16 protein-coding genes are annotated in these 14,733 nt (G+C 66.7%); 12 read left to right on the top strand and 4 right to left on the bottom strand.

Annotated features, from left to right (window positions below):
- The first annotated feature begins 18 nt into the window (after positions 1-18).
- The 3 genes from FQU96_RS09230 to FQU96_RS09220 all read left to right on the top strand — a co-directional run bounded on the left by FQU96_RS09230 (position 19) and on the right by FQU96_RS09220 (position 2,669).
- Positions 19-1,617, top strand: a complete 1,599-nt coding sequence (locus FQU96_RS09230) for a flavin monoamine oxidase family protein (protein ID WP_146540562.1) — start codon at positions 19-21, stop codon at positions 1,615-1,617.
- 18 nt (positions 1,618-1,635) lie between these two features.
- The gene (locus tag FQU96_RS09225; protein WP_146540561.1) at positions 1,636-2,031 is read left to right on the top strand and encodes a cytochrome c; all 396 of its coding nucleotides are present in this window, start codon (positions 1,636-1,638) and stop codon (positions 2,029-2,031) included.
- 131 nt (positions 2,032-2,162) lie between these two features.
- Positions 2,163-2,669, top strand: a complete 507-nt coding sequence (locus tag FQU96_RS09220) for a RidA family protein (RefSeq protein WP_146540560.1) — start codon at positions 2,163-2,165, stop codon at positions 2,667-2,669.
- A gap of 195 nt (positions 2,670-2,864) precedes the next feature.
- On the opposite strand, the gene FQU96_RS09215 is transcribed toward FQU96_RS09220, so the two are convergent.
- On the bottom strand, positions 2,865-3,278 hold the full coding sequence (locus FQU96_RS09215; RefSeq protein ID WP_146540559.1) for an aconitase X swivel domain-containing protein: 414 nt from the start codon (positions 3,276-3,278) through the stop codon (positions 2,865-2,867).
- The gene (locus FQU96_RS09210; RefSeq protein WP_146540558.1) at positions 3,275-4,537 is read right to left on the bottom strand and encodes an aconitase X catalytic domain-containing protein; all 1,263 of its coding nucleotides are present in this window, start codon (positions 4,535-4,537) and stop codon (positions 3,275-3,277) included. Before FQU96_RS09210 ends, FQU96_RS09215 begins: the two co-directional genes overlap by 4 nt.
- 158 nt (positions 4,538-4,695) lie before the next feature.
- On the opposite strand from FQU96_RS09210, the gene FQU96_RS09205 reads away from it, so the two are divergent.
- From FQU96_RS09205 to FQU96_RS09175, 7 genes are all read left to right on the top strand, one after another.
- Positions 4,696-5,820, top strand: coding sequence for a CaiB/BaiF CoA-transferase family protein (locus FQU96_RS09205; protein ID WP_146540557.1), 1,125 nt, complete (start codon positions 4,696-4,698; stop codon positions 5,818-5,820).
- A 148-nt stretch (positions 5,821-5,968) separates the two neighbouring features.
- A complete protein-coding gene (locus tag FQU96_RS09200; RefSeq protein ID WP_146540556.1) occupies positions 5,969-7,150 on the top strand; it encodes an MFS transporter in 1,182 nt (393 codons plus the stop codon).
- Between the two features lie 162 nt (positions 7,151-7,312).
- Positions 7,313-7,522 (top strand): hypothetical protein, encoded by a 210-nt coding sequence (locus FQU96_RS09195; RefSeq protein ID WP_146540555.1) that lies wholly within the window; start codon positions 7,313-7,315, stop codon positions 7,520-7,522.
- A gap of 91 nt (positions 7,523-7,613) precedes the next feature.
- A complete protein-coding gene (locus tag FQU96_RS09190) occupies positions 7,614-7,808 on the top strand; it encodes a DUF6726 family protein (protein WP_146540554.1) in 195 nt (64 codons plus the stop codon).
- A 31-nt stretch (positions 7,809-7,839) separates the two neighbouring features.
- Positions 7,840-8,511: a response regulator transcription factor gene (locus FQU96_RS09185; RefSeq protein WP_146540553.1), complete on the top strand. Its 672-nt coding sequence runs from the start codon at positions 7,840-7,842 to the stop codon at positions 8,509-8,511.
- Entirely contained in the window at positions 8,508-9,965 is a 1,458-nt protein-coding gene (locus FQU96_RS09180) for a HAMP domain-containing sensor histidine kinase (protein WP_146540552.1), read from the top strand. Before FQU96_RS09185 ends, FQU96_RS09180 begins: the two co-directional genes overlap by 4 nt.
- A gap of 106 nt (positions 9,966-10,071) precedes the next feature.
- On the top strand, positions 10,072-10,941 hold the full coding sequence (locus FQU96_RS09175; protein WP_178130402.1) for an NUDIX hydrolase family protein: 870 nt from the start codon (positions 10,072-10,074) through the stop codon (positions 10,939-10,941).
- A 45-nt stretch (positions 10,942-10,986) separates the two neighbouring features.
- Here the strand turns inward: FQU96_RS09175 and FQU96_RS09170 are convergent, their stop codons facing one another.
- On the bottom strand, positions 10,987-11,445 hold the full coding sequence (locus FQU96_RS09170) for a hypothetical protein (protein WP_146540550.1): 459 nt from the start codon (positions 11,443-11,445) through the stop codon (positions 10,987-10,989).
- Between the two features lie 130 nt (positions 11,446-11,575).
- Between FQU96_RS09170 and FQU96_RS09165 the strand changes: the two genes are divergently transcribed.
- Together FQU96_RS09165 and FQU96_RS09160 are read left to right on the top strand one after the other, a co-directional pair.
- A complete protein-coding gene (locus FQU96_RS09165) occupies positions 11,576-13,081 on the top strand; it encodes a carboxylesterase/lipase family protein (protein WP_146540549.1) in 1,506 nt (501 codons plus the stop codon).
- Positions 13,082-13,257: 176 nt separating this feature from the next.
- The gene (locus FQU96_RS09160; protein ID WP_146540548.1) at positions 13,258-13,851 is read left to right on the top strand and encodes a hypothetical protein; all 594 of its coding nucleotides are present in this window, start codon (positions 13,258-13,260) and stop codon (positions 13,849-13,851) included.
- Between the two features lie 116 nt (positions 13,852-13,967).
- On the opposite strand, the gene FQU96_RS09155 is transcribed toward FQU96_RS09160, so the two are convergent.
- Complete coding sequence (locus tag FQU96_RS09155) at positions 13,968-14,669, bottom strand: ribonuclease activity regulator RraA (protein ID WP_146540547.1); 702 nt, start codon at positions 14,667-14,669, stop codon at positions 13,968-13,970.
- Between the last annotated feature and the right edge of the window lie 64 nt (positions 14,670-14,733).

The raw sequence follows: 14,733 nt of genomic DNA, 5'->3' as shown, positions 1-14,733 counted from the left end.
GGGAGAGGGAGCAATAAGATGAGCGATACGGAGCAGCCGGCCGTCAGCCGGCGTGACCTGTTGACGTTGATCGGTACCATGGCCGGCAGCGCCGTGATGTACCAGGCGATGACCAGTCTCGGCTTCGCCGCCGACTCGCCCTATAGCGGACCGATCAAGCTGGAAGGCGATCCCAAGGGAGCCTCGGTCCTGATCCTGGGCGCTGGCCTCGCCGGCCTCGTGGCGGGGCTGGAATTGCGCAAGGCCGGCTACAAGGTCCAGATCCTGGAGTACGCCGACCATATCGGCGGGCGCTGCTGGACCTTGCGCGGCGGCGATCGCTACACCGAGATGGGCGGCTTCGAGCAGCACTGCGAATTCGACAAGGGCCTGTACTTCAATCCCGGTCCGTGGCGCATCCCCTATCACCACCACGCGATGCTCGACTACTGCAAGCGTTTCGGCGTCGCGTTGGAGCCGTTCGTGCAGGTCAACTACAACGCCCTCTTGCATAGCCGCCGCGCCTTCGGTGGCAAACCGCAGCGCCTGCGTCACGTGCTGTCGGATTTCAACGGCAATGTCGCCGAGCTGTTGGGCAAGGCCGTGAGCCAGAACAAGCTCGATGAGATGGTGACCAAGGAGGACAAGGAGATTCTGCTCGCTGCCCTGCGCCGCTGGGGTGCGCTGGACAAGAACTACACCTATGGCGCCAGCGACATGACCAGCGACCGCCGCGGCTATGAGCGCGACCCCGGCGGCGGCCTCACCGGTGCGCCGACGGTCTCGCAGCCGGTGGGGCTGAGCGATTTGCTGAAGTCGGGTCTGTGGCGCCATCTATCGGTCGGCAACACCTATGAGTATCACACGACGCTGTTCCAGCCGGTCGGCGGCATGGACATGATCGTCAAGGCGATGGCACGCGAGCTGCAAGGCATGATTCAGCTCGACGCCAAGGTCACGTCGATCAAGCAGGACGCGCAGCGCGTCACCGTCACCTACCAGAACACCAAGCCCGGCGGCGCGCAGCGCACGGCCAGCGCCGACTGGTGCATCTGCACCATCCCGCTGTCGATCCTGAGCCAGATGGAGATCAATGTGGGCACCGAGATGGCGAGCGCCATCAGCGCCGTGCCCTATGATGCCTCGATCAAGGTCGGCCTGCAGTTCAAGCGCCGCTTCTGGGAACAGGACGATGCGATCTATGGCGGCATCAGCTACACCGACCTGCCGATCTCGCTGATCGGTTATCCCAACAACGGCTACAACGACGCCGGCAAGGCGGTGCTGCTGGGCACCTATGCCTTCGGGCCCTATGCCTACGAGTTCACGTCGTTGCCACCGGCGGAGCGTGTGAAGAAGGCGGTGGAGTGGGGGGCGCAGATCCACCCGCAGTACAACGCCGAGTTCGAGAACGGCATCTCCGTCGGCTGGCACCGCGTGCCCGGCGTCAACGGCTGCTACGGCATGTGGACCGAGGAGAGCCGCAAGACGCATTACAAGAACCTGTGCCAGATCGACGGTCGCATTGCGCTGGCCGGCGAACATGCCTCGTACCTGCCGGCCTGGCAGGAGGGTGCGGTGCTGTCGGCGCTGGACACGATCTCGCGCCTGCACCAGCGCGTCGTGGCCAGCCGCTAGGTTGGGGAGGTCGCCATCATGTTGCGGATCATCTCATCGGCGTCTTTCCTCGTCGCCGCGCTGGCCGCCTCCGGCGCCGTGGCGCAGTCGTCCGACGGCACGTTCTCCAGCAATCAGCGCTTCGTGCCGAAAGACGGCGAGGTGCTGTTTCGCAGCATCTGCCAGGGCTGCCACATGCCGGACGCCAAGGGCGCCGTCGGTGCCGGCAAATATCCGGCGCTGGCCAAGAACGAGAAGCTCGAGGCCAGCGGCTATCCGGTCTTCATCGTGCTGAACGGCCTGCAGGGCATGCCGGGTTTCGGCATGTATCTTGACGACGAGCAGGTGGCCGCCGTGATCAACTATGTGCGCACGCATTTTGGCAACGACTACAAGGACAAGATCACCGCCGACGATGTAAAAGCCGTGCGATGACACTGTCAGTCCGAGCCGTCATCCCGAGCGCGCAGCGAGGGATCTTCTGCGAACGGGAACTCCATAGCTGGGAGATTCCTCGCTTCGCTCGGAATGACAGTGTGGTGTGACGAAAGCAGATGAGGACTGCCATGTTCGGACGATCGATGATCAAGGCCGGTTTCCTGGCCGCGGCGCTGGCCGGTGCGGCGAGCGCGCCGGCGCTGGCGCAGGACGTCAAGCGCCATAAGATTCCCAACTCGGATTTCCCGATCGCGCTGGCCGTCGAGATCCCGGCCGGCAAGACCACGGTGTACGTCAGCGGCCAGGTGCCGGCGGTCACTGACGACAAGGCGGCGAAGAACACCGTCGCGGCGTTCGGCGATACCAAGACGCAGACCGTCAGCGTACTGAAGGCGATCGAGCGTGCCCTGAAGAGCGTCAATCTTTCGATGGGCGACGTGGTGAAGATGCAGGTGTTCCTGGTCGGCGATCCGACCAAGAGCGGCATGGACTTCGCGGGCTTCATGGACGGCTACAAGCAGTTCTTCGGCACCGCCGAACAGCCCAACCTGCCGGCCCGCTCGGTGATGCAGGTCGCCGGCCTGGTCAATCCCGGCTGGCTGGTCGAGATCGAGGTGACCGCGGTACGGCCTTGAATCCTTGATCCTTCTCCCGTGAGCGGGAGAAGGCATCTTCTTCACCTCTCCCGCAAGCGGGAGAGGTCGACGAGCGCGAAGCGCTCGGCGGGTGAGGGGCCAAGGACACGACGTCGAGTCCTGAGGCCCTCACCCTCCCATCGTGCTGCGCACAATGGGCCCCTCCCTCTCCCGCTTGCGGGAGAGGGGATTCGGTCACGACACCCGAATTACACCACCTTCATCGATAGCGATCTCAGCGCCGTCGGGAATCGTGTCGTGCTCTTCAGCCGGCAACTGGTACAGCGGGATCGTCGGCCAGCCCATCTCGCGCGCCACGACGATGCTCAATCCCAGGATCGCATCGATGCGCCCCAACACGACGGCGCCCGGCGCGTGGCCGTTGTGCAGCAGCTCCAGCATCACGGCGCTGGACGACGAGGATCCACGAGGCTCGCCCACCAGCAGGATGCGACCGGCGATACTCTCGCCGCAATGCGCGGCGGCCGGATCGAGCAGCCGGCCGCTTGCCGGATCGACGCCGCCCCAGAAGCTCAAGGTCGCGATCTTCACCACGCGGCCATGCGCGGTTCCAGGCTGCACGACATGGGCACGCGCAACGACGCTCATCGCCACAGCGCCTCGTCCCGTACCAGGCGCCCCGCCGCCGCCGTTTCGGCGACATCCGACAGCGAGCCGTAGACGACGTCGTAGCCTGTGTTGGGCCGCGTGTAGTGCGCGAACTTGCCGGAGTTGGTGAGCAGCACGCCGCCGCCCGCCGGCAGGATCGGTGTCACCACCACGCAGGTGTCGGCCACCACCGTGATGTTGGCGGCTGCTACCGCCTCCGTCAGCCCCAGTGCCTGCAGCTTGTCCAATGTGTGCCGGCCGGTGCAGGCGTAGAACGGCAGGCGACTGCGGCGGCCGCGCAGCAAGCCGAGCAACCGCTGGAATTCGTCGATCGACAGATGCGGGCTGCCGATGGCGATGGCATCGATCGCGGTGTCCGGCAGTGCCGCCGTCGTCGACAGCCGATCACGTGCCGCATGCAGGAGGGCGCCCGTCAGCCGGATGGTCTCCATTGGCGGGACACCGGCAAACGCGGTTGCGCGATCGGGCGCTTCCGGCGTGACGCCGATGATATGGAACAGGCCGACAGCGCCGGTCGAGGCGGCGGCGGCGCACAAAGCCTTCAGGCGATCATCCGATAAACTCAACGGCAGGCCATCGATGGCGGCGATACGGCTGCCCACCGAGGCGCCCAGCCAGGCGCCGAGCACGGGGTAGAACGCATCTTCCGCCAGCAACCGCGGATCGAGGCCGCTGCCGTCGATCAGCACGGTGGCACGCCGGTTCTCGTCGCGATGCAGGCCGACATCGGGAGCCCGCGCCGCGAGCGCGGCGCAGATGTCGAGATAGTCGCCGTAGCGCTCGCTGCGTGCGCCCAGCACCGAATTGCAGAACGCCACCGCGTTGCTCTCGCCCCACGCGACATGCGTGCCGGGTGCCGGCCGGTGCCCGGCCTGGTAGGGTGCGCAGGTCCAGGTCGGCCGGCAATCGAGATCGAGGTAGGCCTGCATCAGGCGCCGTGCCATCGCGGCCGGCTGCGGCGCCAGCCGCGCGCGGTCGGCGTGCAGCAGGTCGAGTGCCCCGACATTGAGCGTGGTGGGCACGCGCACGCGGCCGTGGCCGGCCACGAGCTGCTCGGCGAACAGCGTGCCCGAATCACCATGGTAGAGGCAGCCGTCAATATGCGCCGACTCGATCGGCACCAGGCGCGCGGCGCCCAGCATGCGTGCGGTTTCGACCACCACCCGCAGCGCCAGCGCCGCCGCAGGCCCGTCGCTGCCGTCGCGCCGGGCGCACTCCTCGACCGTCAGCTGCACCATGCGGCCACTATGGCCATGCGCCGCCGGCAATTGTCAAACCGCCGCGCGGTCGGCATGGTGCGGCTTCCCTGTCATTCCGAGCGCAGCGAGGAATCTTGGCGTGTGGCAAAGATGTCTCGCTGCGCTCGACATGACAGCGGCGATGAGGAGGTAGATGCATGTCCGGTGCGCTCGATGGCGTCCTGGTGATTTCGGTCGAGCAGGCGGTGGCGGCGCCCTATTGCGCGGCGCGCCTGGCCGACGCCGGTGCGCGCGTGATCAAGATCGAGCGTCCGGAAGGCGATTTCGCCCGCGGCTACGATCATCACGTGCGCGGCGAGAGTGCCTATTTCGTCTTCCTCAATCGCGGCAAGGAGTCGGTCTGCCTCGACTTCAAGCAAGCCGAGGACCTGGCGCTGCTGCACCGCATGATCGCCAAGGCCGACGTGCTGATCCAGAACCTGGCGCCAGGTGCTGCGGCGCGGGCCGGCTTCGGCGCCGCCGAGATGCGAGCGCAGCATCCGCGGCTGATCACGGTCGATGTCTCGGGTTATGGCGATTTCGGCCCCTATCGCGAGCGCCGCGCCTACGACCTGCTGGTGCAGGCTGAGTCGGGTCTCGCCTCGATCACCGGATCCGCGCATGCGCCGGGCCGTGTCGGCATTTCGGCCACCGACATCGGCACCGGCATGTATGCCCATGCCGCCATCCTCGAGGCGCTGCTGGCGCGTGCCAACACCGGCCAGGGGCGCCACATCGACGTGTCGCTGTTCTCGTCGATGGCCGAGTGGATGGCGATCCCGCTGATGTCGTGGGAGTACGACTCCTATGACTGGCCGAGGCTGGGTCTGACGCATCCGTTCATTGCACCCTACGGTGTCTATCCCACTGGCGACGAAGTGCCGATCCTGATCTCGATCCAGAACGACAAGGAATGGGTGCGGCTGTGCACCGGCGTGCTCGACCGGCCCGACATGGCGAAGGACCCGCGCTTTGCCACCAACGCCGCGCGCAACGCCATTCGCGACGAGACCAATGCCATCGTCGGTGAAGTCTTCCGCCGCCACACATGGGACGCTGTCACGGCCAAGCTCGATGCGGCGCAGATCGCCTACGCGCGTGTGAGCGCCCTGCGCGATCTCGCCAGCCACCCGCAGGTCCGGCGCACCACCATTGCCACCGGCACGGGCGAGATCTCGGTGCCGGCGCCAGCCGCCACCGTCGATGGCGCCGTGCAGCCGTTGGGCAAGGTCCCGGCGCTGGGCGAGCACACCGACAAGGTGCGGGCCGAGTTCAGTGTGTGAGTGACGACATGCGTGGGCCGTCTTCACCTCCCCCCTTGTGGGGGAGGTCGGCGGCGCGTAGCGCCGACGGGTGGGGGGGCTACGGACGAGTCATCGCGTGTGAAGGGCCCCCTCCCCAACCCTCCCCCACAAGGGGGGAGGGGGATACATGATCCCGCTGCGCCTCGCCTCGTTTGGTGCTGCATACTTCTTCGTCGGCGGCGTCGGCTTGAGCTACTGGTCGGTCTGGCTGCAGTCGCATGGCGCCGATCCGGCCGAAATCGGCACGCTCTACATGAGCCGGCAGTTCGTCACCGTCGCCGCGACCCTGACGATCGGCTGGCTGGCGCATCGCCTGGTACAGCAGCAGCGTTTCCTGATGCTGGCGCTGGTCGCCGTCGCGATTGCGACCCTGTCGACACAGGAATTCGCCTACGGCTTCTGGCCGCTGTGGTTCACCACCCTGGTATGGGGCGCATCGTGGCATCCCCTGCTGTCGCTGGGCGAGGGCGTGGCGGTGAACGTGACGCGCCAGCGCGGCCTCGACTACGGTCGCGTGCGCGTGTGGGGATCGGTCACTTTCATTGGCGGCGCCGTCGCGGCCGGCCTGGCGGTGGCCCATGTCGGCGTGCCGTGGGTGCTCTATCTGTCGATCATCGGCGCGGTGTTGCTGGTGCCCTGCATCCTGTGGCTGCCGATGCCGCAGCGTGCGCCGGCGGCATCACCCGGCGCGGCACCGCGTCGGGTGACGGCGCGCGATCTGCTGCGCCAGCCGGCCTTCGTGCTGTTTCTCGTGGCCGTGGGCTGCACCCAGGCCGGCCATGCCGTGATCTACAGCTTCGGCACCATCGGCTGGCGTGCCGCCGGCATCGGCGATGGCACCATCAGCTTCCTGTGGGCCGAGGGCATCCTTGCCGAAATCGTCCTGTTCTTCTTCGCCGGGGCCGTGTCGGCGCGGTTGGGACCGGTGCGGCTGATGATCCTGGGCGCCGGCGGCAGCGTCGTGCGCTGGGCTCTCATGCCGGCGCTGGGCGACTCGCTGCCGGCGCTGTTGGTCCTGCAGGCGCTGCATGCACTCACGTTCGGTGCCACCCATCTGGCGGCGATGACGTTCCTGCAGCGCGCCGTGCCGGGCAGCGCCATGACCCTGGCGCAGAGCCTGTATTACGGCCTGGCCAACGGTCTGCCGGTCGCGCTGGTCTATCAGGTCGCGGGCGTCCTCTATGACCGGATCGGCACGCAGGCCTACTATGCGATGGCATTGCTGACGGCGGTTGGTCTGGTGGCGGCTATCGCGTTGTCGCGGCGATGGGCGGGCAGCCCCTTGATTGATGAGCCGGCGTCATCCTGACATGCGCCGCTGCGGCTGCGATCAATTTGCAGGCAACAGAAATATTTAGAAGTGTTTCGTGCCGGCCCAGGTAACGTTCCGGCAACCCGGCCGCGCGACACCATGATGGCCACGAACCATCGCGCCGAGCCCCCGGCACAAGACAACAAGGCAGGCTGTCCCATGCTGATCTTTTTCCATCTCGCGCTGCGCCGCATGGCGGAGCGTCATCGGCAATCGCAGCCGGAGGTTGATCGCCCGGCCGTTGTCGGCATTGTCCGGCCTGGCGGCCGACTGTCCGAGCCGGCGCGCCGGCCGCGCCGCTCGGAAGCAGGGCCGACGCTTGTCGCGGTGCGCGGCGGCCGCGCCGGTGGCCGGCCTGCCAAGCCGTGAGCGCCGTCACCTTACAAACGACGCAAACGGGGCCTTGAACGCCACTTGTCGATCGTGCCGACCCATCGGCGACAGCCTTGGAGAACGAGCCATGATTGTAGCACTTGTTCGCCGCCACAGCCGCCCGCTGGCGCTGCTGGCCATCGTTGCCGCCGCGGCTGCACTCAGCGGTTGCGGTGTCGTGGCATTGCCGTTCCGCGCCACCAGCGCGGTGGTGAAAGTCGTACCGGTGGCTGGCGACGTGGTGGCTGCCCCGCTGGATGTGACCGCCGATGTGATCGACTGATCGTCGGGCGTCGTCGTCTTGGGAATGATGCATGCGTGTCTTGATCGTAGAGGATGATCGCGACCTGGCGGCCTGGTTGCAGACGGCCTTCGAGCGCGAGATCGGCACGGCCGACAGGGTCGATTGCCTCGATGCCGCGCGGGCGGCGCTGTCGGCCAGCCGCTTCGAGCTCGTGGTCGTCGATCGGCGGTTGCCGGACGGCGATGGCGTGACCTTGCTGACCGATCTGCGGGCGCACGATCCGCGGCCGGCCACGCTGATGCTCACGGCGCTCGATGATCCGCAGGACATCGCCACCGCGCTCGACGGCGGCGCCGATGAGTATATCGGCAAGCCGTTCGAACCGGTCGAGCTGTTCGCCCGCGTGCGGGCGCTATTGCGGCGCTACTTCCTGGATCGGGGCGGCCTGCTGCAGGTCGGCAACCTGCGCTTCGACATCGCGCACCGGTCCGCCTTCCAGGGCGAGGTCCGCTTGCCGCTGCCGCGGCGGGAGCTCGCGATTCTCGAGATCCTGATCCGCCGGGTCGATCGGGTCGTGCTGCGCGAGGCGCTGGAGGCCACGGTCTACGGCTTCGACGACGAGATCCAGTCCAATGCGCTCGACTCCCACGTCTCGCGCCTGCGCCGGCGGCTGCGCGAGTTCGGCTGCACCGCCAAGATCACGACGGTGCGCGGCGTCGGCTACGTGTTGAACGCCCAATGAGCCGCCGTCACTCGATCACCGTCAGGGCAGCGACGACGTTCGCCGGCTCGCTGGTCGCGGTCATGGCCGGCGGCTTCCTGATCGTCGTGTCCTACCTGCTGAACTTCGGCGAAGACCGGGAGATGATGGGGCCGTTGAAGGCGGCATCACTGTTGCAGGCGGCGACGTCGCGCAACGCCGCCGGCCAGCTGACGCTGGAGCCCAACGGCGAGCTCGCCGCGTTCATCGCTGCCCACCCCAAGCTCTGGTACGTGATCAGCGATGGCGATACGACGCTGACCCACGGCGTGATGCTGGCCAACCCCGGGCATGACGGTGCCTGGCAGGGACGCCTGCGCCTGGCGGAGTTCAAAGCCGCCGGCAACAAGTCCGTGGAAGCCGATGGCGCCGTCAGCGTGGCTGTCATCACCCCGACGCGCGTCGGCCCGGTGTCGCTGGAGGTGGGCGGCATCTCGCAGTTGCCGTTTCTCGAGATGATCCTGTTCACCATCGGCGACGCGTCCAACCTCTATTCCATGCTGGCGTTCATCCTGTTCGCCATGGCCGTGGCGCACCTGGTCGTCCTGCCGCGCCTGATCGCGCGGCCGGTGAGTCGCGTGGCGCGCGCCGCCGAGGCGATCGACGGCCTGCCGGCCGGCCGCCGGCTGCCCGATGCGTCGGCACCCAAGGAACTCGTGCCGCTGGTCGATGCCTTCAATCGCGCCCTGCAGCGCATCGACGATGCGGCGCTCTCACAGCGCAGCTTCCTGTCGAACGCGGCGCACGAACTGCGCACGCCGCTGACGCGGCTGCGCACCAAGCTCGAAGCGGTGCCCGATCCGGCGCAGCGCCAGGACCTGACCACCGACGTGCAGAACCTGTCGTCCATCGTGACGACGTTGCTGCATCTGGCGCGCCTGTCCGGCCAGCCGCACGCCTTCCAGCCGGTGGATCTGGTCCTGCTTTGCCGCACGACCGTCGCCGAGCTGGTGCCGCAGGCCCTGGCCGCGGCCATCGACATCGAAGTCACAGCGCCGGACGGACCGGTCGTGGTGCGCGGCGTCGAAACCGCGATCCGCTCCGCTGTCGCCAACCTCGTGCGCAATGCCGTACGCCACGCCGGGACGTGCCGGCATGTGGCCGTCGTGGTCGTCGTGCCGGGCGAGGTGCGGGTCATCGACCACGGGCCGGGGATTCCGGTCGAAGGCCGCGAGCGGCTGTTCCAACCGTTCGCGCGTGGCGCCACGACCGACGACGATGGCGTCGGCCTGGGTCTCGCCATTGTGGCGCAGGTGATGACCATGCATGGCGGCGCGGTGCATGTGAGTGACACGCCCGGTGGCGGCGCCACGATCACGCTGGATTTTCCCGAGTCCCGCTCCATCCCGCGCCTCGAGCGCACCGAAAGTCTTTCCTGGGAGCGTGGGCAGCCTGCCCTGAGCGCGCCGAAGGGGCCCGCCCACCTCGGCACGTAGCGCCGACACAAGGCGAAAGCTTTGCTTTCACCTGACATGAGCGGGCGAGATGCGCTCCCGTGACAGGCTTGGTCACCGTGGCAGTTTCTGCTGCTATAAGCTTGCCATGTCGTTCCTGGATCATATCGAGCGCTGCAACGCGCATGACCTGGCGCCGTTTCGGCCGTGGTTCATTGGCGCTACGCGCACCGGCTGGGTGCACCGTGATTTCGCGCCGGTCCTGGCGCGGCGGCCGGACCTTTTCGTGTCCGCTGATGTCGGTTGGCGGCTGTCGGACCACCTGGCGACGCCCGATGCCCGCACGCAAGCGGTCGAGGCGTTCCTGCGTGATCTCGCGCGCGAGGGCTGGTTCTCGGCCTGGCGCGATGAACGCTACCCGGTGACCTCGGACTTCCAACAGCCGGCCCTGATGGCGATGGAGCGCGCCGCGGTGCCGTTCTTCGGCATCCGCGCCTTCGGCGTGCATCTGACCGGCTATGTGCGTCGCCGCGATGGTCTTCACATCTGGGTGCCGCGCCGCTCGCGCACCAAGTCGACCTATCCCGGCATGCTCGACAACACGGTGGCGGGCGGCCAGCCCGAGAAGCTCGGCCTGCTGGAGAACGTCATCAAGGAATGCCTCGAGGAAGCGTCGATTCCCGCTGAGATCGCGCGCCAGGCCCAGGCGGTCGGCGCCATCACGTACTGCTATCAGTCGGGCATGGAACTGAAGCCCGACGTGCAGTACGTCTTCGACCTGGAGCTGCCCGACGGCTTCGAGTGTCGCAGCAATGACGGCGAGGCCGAGTCCTTCGAGCTGTGGCCGGTGGCCGATGTCGTGGCCCGCGTGCGCGACACGGTCGATTTCAAGTACAACTGCAACCTGGTGCTGATCGACTTTTTCGTGCGCCACGGCCTGATCGCCGCCGACCATCCCGACTATTTTGCCATCGTCGCCGGCCTGCGGCGGCATCCGTTCGGACCTGGCGGCAATTGAGACTTGGCCAGGGCCGATGACCGCAGGCTCCGAGGAGAGGCTCGTTTAGCCGCGACCAGTCGCATTGCGATTTCGAACGCCGAGGTTCTTCAGAACATTCCAAGCGCCGAAGAATGGGGCACCGGCTTCCAGTTCAACGACATGTCTTTCGTCAGTCGTTGTCATGACGTGAAGCTCCCGCATCTCCATCTTACCGATGCCCCTGCGCTGCAGCGACGCGAGGTCAACGGTCGCGTCGCCAATCATCTCTACCGCAAGCTCCAGGCGGTTGCCGCCAAGGCACCAGACCAGCCGCTCCGTTGTCAGAACGAGCCAGTCATTCGATGTCTGCAAGCTGCCGATGACAGGCAGCTCCGATGGGCGGAGTGAGATCGCGGAAAGCAGTACGCCTTGTTGAGATGGCTCCAAGTTGTCGAACAAGCGGGTGTAGGCGCCATCGCCCCCTTTCCGGCGGAAGATGGATGTCAATGAGTGTTTGAGGTGTCGGGCAGCCGTCGATGTCATAATGTTGGCTCCATGCAGTACGGTCGCGATCCGACTCTTACCGAGAGCCGCTGCGATGGGTCATGTGGTTGTATCCGTAGATTAACCTACGTGCCGCCATCGCCTATCGTAACGAGGAAGGGTACAAGACATGACACAGGCCAACCCCGTTGCACCGACGCCGTTCGGCCGTCTGGTCGGGCGTCGCGACGGCGATCTCAATGTGTTTCGGGGCGTGCGCTATGCGCAGCCGCCGGTCGGCCCGCGTCGCTTCAGCAAGCCCGAGCCGCTGCCGCGATCCGATGAAACGCTCGACGCCGGCGCCGACGGGCCGACTCCGCCGCAGCTGCCGTCGCGCCTGGAAATCGCCATGGGTCCGAGCGCCGGCAATCCGGGCGAGGATTGCCTCAGCCTCACCATCTGGACGCCGGCCGATCTCGGCACCGAAAAGGTGCCGGTGCTTGTGTGGTTCCATGGCGGCGCCTTCATGAGCGGTGCCGGGTCGCTGCCGTGGTATGCCGGCGCGGCGCTGGCGCGTGCCGGCCGCATCGTCGTGGTGTCGGTTAACAGCCGGCTGGGCGCGCTGGGCTATCTGCGGCTGTCCGGCGTCAGCGACGGCAATCTCGGCCTGCACGACCAGCGCGCCAGCCTGCGCTGGGTACAGCAATGCATCGACGGGTTCGGTGGCGACCCGGCGAACGTCTGCATCGCGGGCCAGTCGGCTGGTGCCTTCGCGGTGCTGGCGCTGGCCGTGATGGCGGAGGGGCGTTCGCTGTTCCGGCGCGCCATCCTGCAAAGCGGCCCCTTCGGGCTCGAACCCGAACCGCTGGCGCGCGCCGAGGAACGCGGCCGGATCTTTGCCGACGCGCTTGATGTGCGGCCGGATGCCGAGTCCATGCGCCGCGTACCGGTCGATGCGTTGCTGACATCGGCGCGCACCGTCGCACAGCGCTTTTCGCGCGGCCCCGGCGATTCGACGCCGCCTTTTGTGCCCTGCCTGGATGGCGATCTGCTGCTGGCGCCACTGCTGGCATCGACGGCGGCCGGCGCGGCGTCGTGGTGCGAGATGATCGTGGGCTACACGCGCGAGGAATGCAGTGTTTTCTCGGCCATCGATCCGGCCTTCAAGGCCATGACCCGCGAGCAGCTGCATGCGGTACTGGGCGCCGAGTTCGGTGCCAAGGCTGATGCCCTCATGGCCGAGTACACGGCGCTGCGCGGCTATCGCAACGCCGGCGCGTTGCATGCCGATGCGGCAAGCGACCGCCGCTTCATTGCGCCCGCGTTGGCGCTGGCGCGGCACCAGGCGCAGGCCGGCCGCGCGGCCTTCGTCTATCAGTTCAACTGGCCATCGCCGACGACAGACTTCGGCGCATGTCACTGCATCGAGCTGCCGTTCCTGTTCGGTGATCGCGTGGCGTGGGCACAGGCCCCGATGTTCCGCGGCGCCAGCGATGCCGATTACCATCACATCGGCGGTGCGATGCGCGGCTATTGGACCCATTTCGTGCGCGCCGGCGATCCCAATGCCGGCGGCCTGCTGGCCTGGCCGCGGTACGTGGAACCGGATCGCCAGACCATCACGCTCGACCGCTACATCGCGCCGATGAGCGATCCGGCCGGCCGATGCTGGCGTACGCTGCTGGCGCAGAATTAGAACCTTCCTGCGATCCATCGACGGCTGCAACAACCCGATGGCGTCTTTGCCAATGGAGAGCGGGTGAGGTTGTCGAAAGCAATCCGGGGGCGTTGCGGTTCGCAGGAAAAATGAAGCAGTGAGGAATGACGGCCTGGCTGTGTTGTTGATGCTCCGACAATCAGCAGGAGCGTCCCGTGCCCAGCTACATCATATTGGAAACGTCAGTGCCGATTAATGGCAACAAGAACTTTCGTCGCATTGGCAGTGACTACACCATTTCCAAACAGCAGGTTGCTGCCGCCGCGCCATCGGGAGTGACACGGACGTTTCCAGGAAGCAGAGAGGCCTCTCTGGCGGCGGCAAGCGGCCGGTCGCTTGCATCAAATAGAGCGGCCACTCTTCTCTTCAAGAAAGCGATCAGCCTGGCAAACGTAGCCGCTTGCACCAAGGCGGCAGACAATGCCCTCCGCGATCTGTGCGACCCTGTCAACAAATCCATTGAGGATTGGTGCCTCAACGAGGAGCGTCAGAAGCGACCGTGTCCTTCGGCCTTTGCCTGTGGTGGATTGATCATGATGACCGTGACGACCTCCACCAACCCCATGGTCGAGGGCGCGTTGACGTTTCGAGGCGCGTGGTACATCACCTGCGGGTTTACGCAGGCGGCAGAGGTCATACTGCGGAACCACCTCAATGCTCCCCTTGCCCGGCCGATGTATCATGAGCTGAGGGATGAGTTTGCGCCGAAGTACACGGACTACTACGTGTGGCAGGAGTACGGTCTTTAGCCCTGTAGACACTTGGTCCACCGAGCCGCCGGTTCCATCGTCGCCGTCGCCAGCCTGAACTGGGCGACCACTGAGCACGCCACCAACTGCCGGCGACGGCGGTGGACCTGAATCACTCAGCCGTTCTTGGTCGCCTCGTAGCGTGCCTTGTTCTCCGCGTTGGGCGGATAGAGGCCCGGCAGCGAAGCGCCTGATTTGACCTCCTGCATGATCCAGCCTTCGAACCGCTCCTGCTCGGGTGCCAGTTCCAGCACCGCCTCGACAAGTGCGGCAGGGATCAGCACGGCACCGTCGTCATCGACGACGATGATGTCGTCGGGAAACACGGCGACCCCGCCGCAGGCGATCGGCTCCTGCCAGTTGACGAAGGTGAGGCCGGCGACCGACGGCGGCGCTGCTGCCCCCTGGCACCAGACGGGCAGGCCGGTGGTCAGGACGCCGGCGACGTCGCGCACCACGCCATCGGTGATCAGCGCGGCGACGCCTCTCTGCGCCATGCGGGCACACAGAATGTCGCCGAAGATGCCGGCATCGGTGACACCCATCGCATCGACGACCGCGATGCAGCCTTCGGGCATCGCTTCGATGGCGGCGCGGGTCGATTTCGGTGACGACCAGGACTCCGGCGTTGCGAGGTCCTCGCGCGCCGGCACGAAGCGCAGCGTGAAGGCGCGTCCGACGAGCCGGGGCAGGCCGGGCCGCAACGGCCGCGTGCCGCGGATCCAGACATTGCGCAGACCCTTCTTCAGGAGGATCGTCGTGATGGTCGCCGTCGTGACCTGGGAAAGAACGTCGACAATCTTGCTATCGGTCGTCATGGCTGGATCCTCTGCAGGAGCGGTCGCCCGCCTCGGACTCTTCTTGTACCGGAGCGGATCGCGG

Source organism: Reyranella sp. CPCC 100927 (assembly GCF_007859315.1).
Taxonomy (GTDB): domain Bacteria; phylum Pseudomonadota; class Alphaproteobacteria; order Reyranellales; family Reyranellaceae; genus Vineibacter.
Note: the sequence above shows the minus strand (reverse complement) of the source record. Positions and strands in the feature narration are given on the sequence as shown.

Coding starts and splice junctions, on each gene's coding strand:
- FQU96_RS09230 (WP_146540562.1), top strand. CDS start 19: ATGAGCGATACGGAGCAGCCGGCCGTCAGCCGGCGTGACCTGTTGACG.
- FQU96_RS09225 (WP_146540561.1), top strand. CDS start 1,636: ATGTTGCGGATCATCTCATCGGCGTCTTTCCTCGTCGCCGCGCTGGCC.
- FQU96_RS09220 (WP_146540560.1), top strand. CDS start 2,163: ATGTTCGGACGATCGATGATCAAGGCCGGTTTCCTGGCCGCGGCGCTG.
- FQU96_RS09215 (WP_146540559.1), bottom strand. CDS start 3,278: ATGAGCGTCGTTGCGCGTGCCCATGTCGTGCAGCCTGGAACCGCGCAT.
- FQU96_RS09210 (WP_146540558.1), bottom strand. CDS start 4,537: ATGGTGCAGCTGACGGTCGAGGAGTGCGCCCGGCGCGACGGCAGCGAC.
- FQU96_RS09205 (WP_146540557.1), top strand. CDS start 4,696: ATGTCCGGTGCGCTCGATGGCGTCCTGGTGATTTCGGTCGAGCAGGCG.
- FQU96_RS09200 (WP_146540556.1), top strand. CDS start 5,969: ATGATCCCGCTGCGCCTCGCCTCGTTTGGTGCTGCATACTTCTTCGTC.
- FQU96_RS09195 (WP_146540555.1), top strand. CDS start 7,313: ATGCTGATCTTTTTCCATCTCGCGCTGCGCCGCATGGCGGAGCGTCAT.
- FQU96_RS09190 (WP_146540554.1), top strand. CDS start 7,614: ATGATTGTAGCACTTGTTCGCCGCCACAGCCGCCCGCTGGCGCTGCTG.
- FQU96_RS09185 (WP_146540553.1), top strand. CDS start 7,840: ATGCGTGTCTTGATCGTAGAGGATGATCGCGACCTGGCGGCCTGGTTG.
- FQU96_RS09180 (WP_146540552.1), top strand. CDS start 8,508: ATGAGCCGCCGTCACTCGATCACCGTCAGGGCAGCGACGACGTTCGCC.
- FQU96_RS09175 (WP_178130402.1), top strand. CDS start 10,072: ATGTCGTTCCTGGATCATATCGAGCGCTGCAACGCGCATGACCTGGCG.
- FQU96_RS09170 (WP_146540550.1), bottom strand. CDS start 11,445: ATGACATCGACGGCTGCCCGACACCTCAAACACTCATTGACATCCATC.
- FQU96_RS09165 (WP_146540549.1), top strand. CDS start 11,576: ATGACACAGGCCAACCCCGTTGCACCGACGCCGTTCGGCCGTCTGGTC.
- FQU96_RS09155 (WP_146540547.1), bottom strand. CDS start 14,669: ATGACGACCGATAGCAAGATTGTCGACGTTCTTTCCCAGGTCACGACG.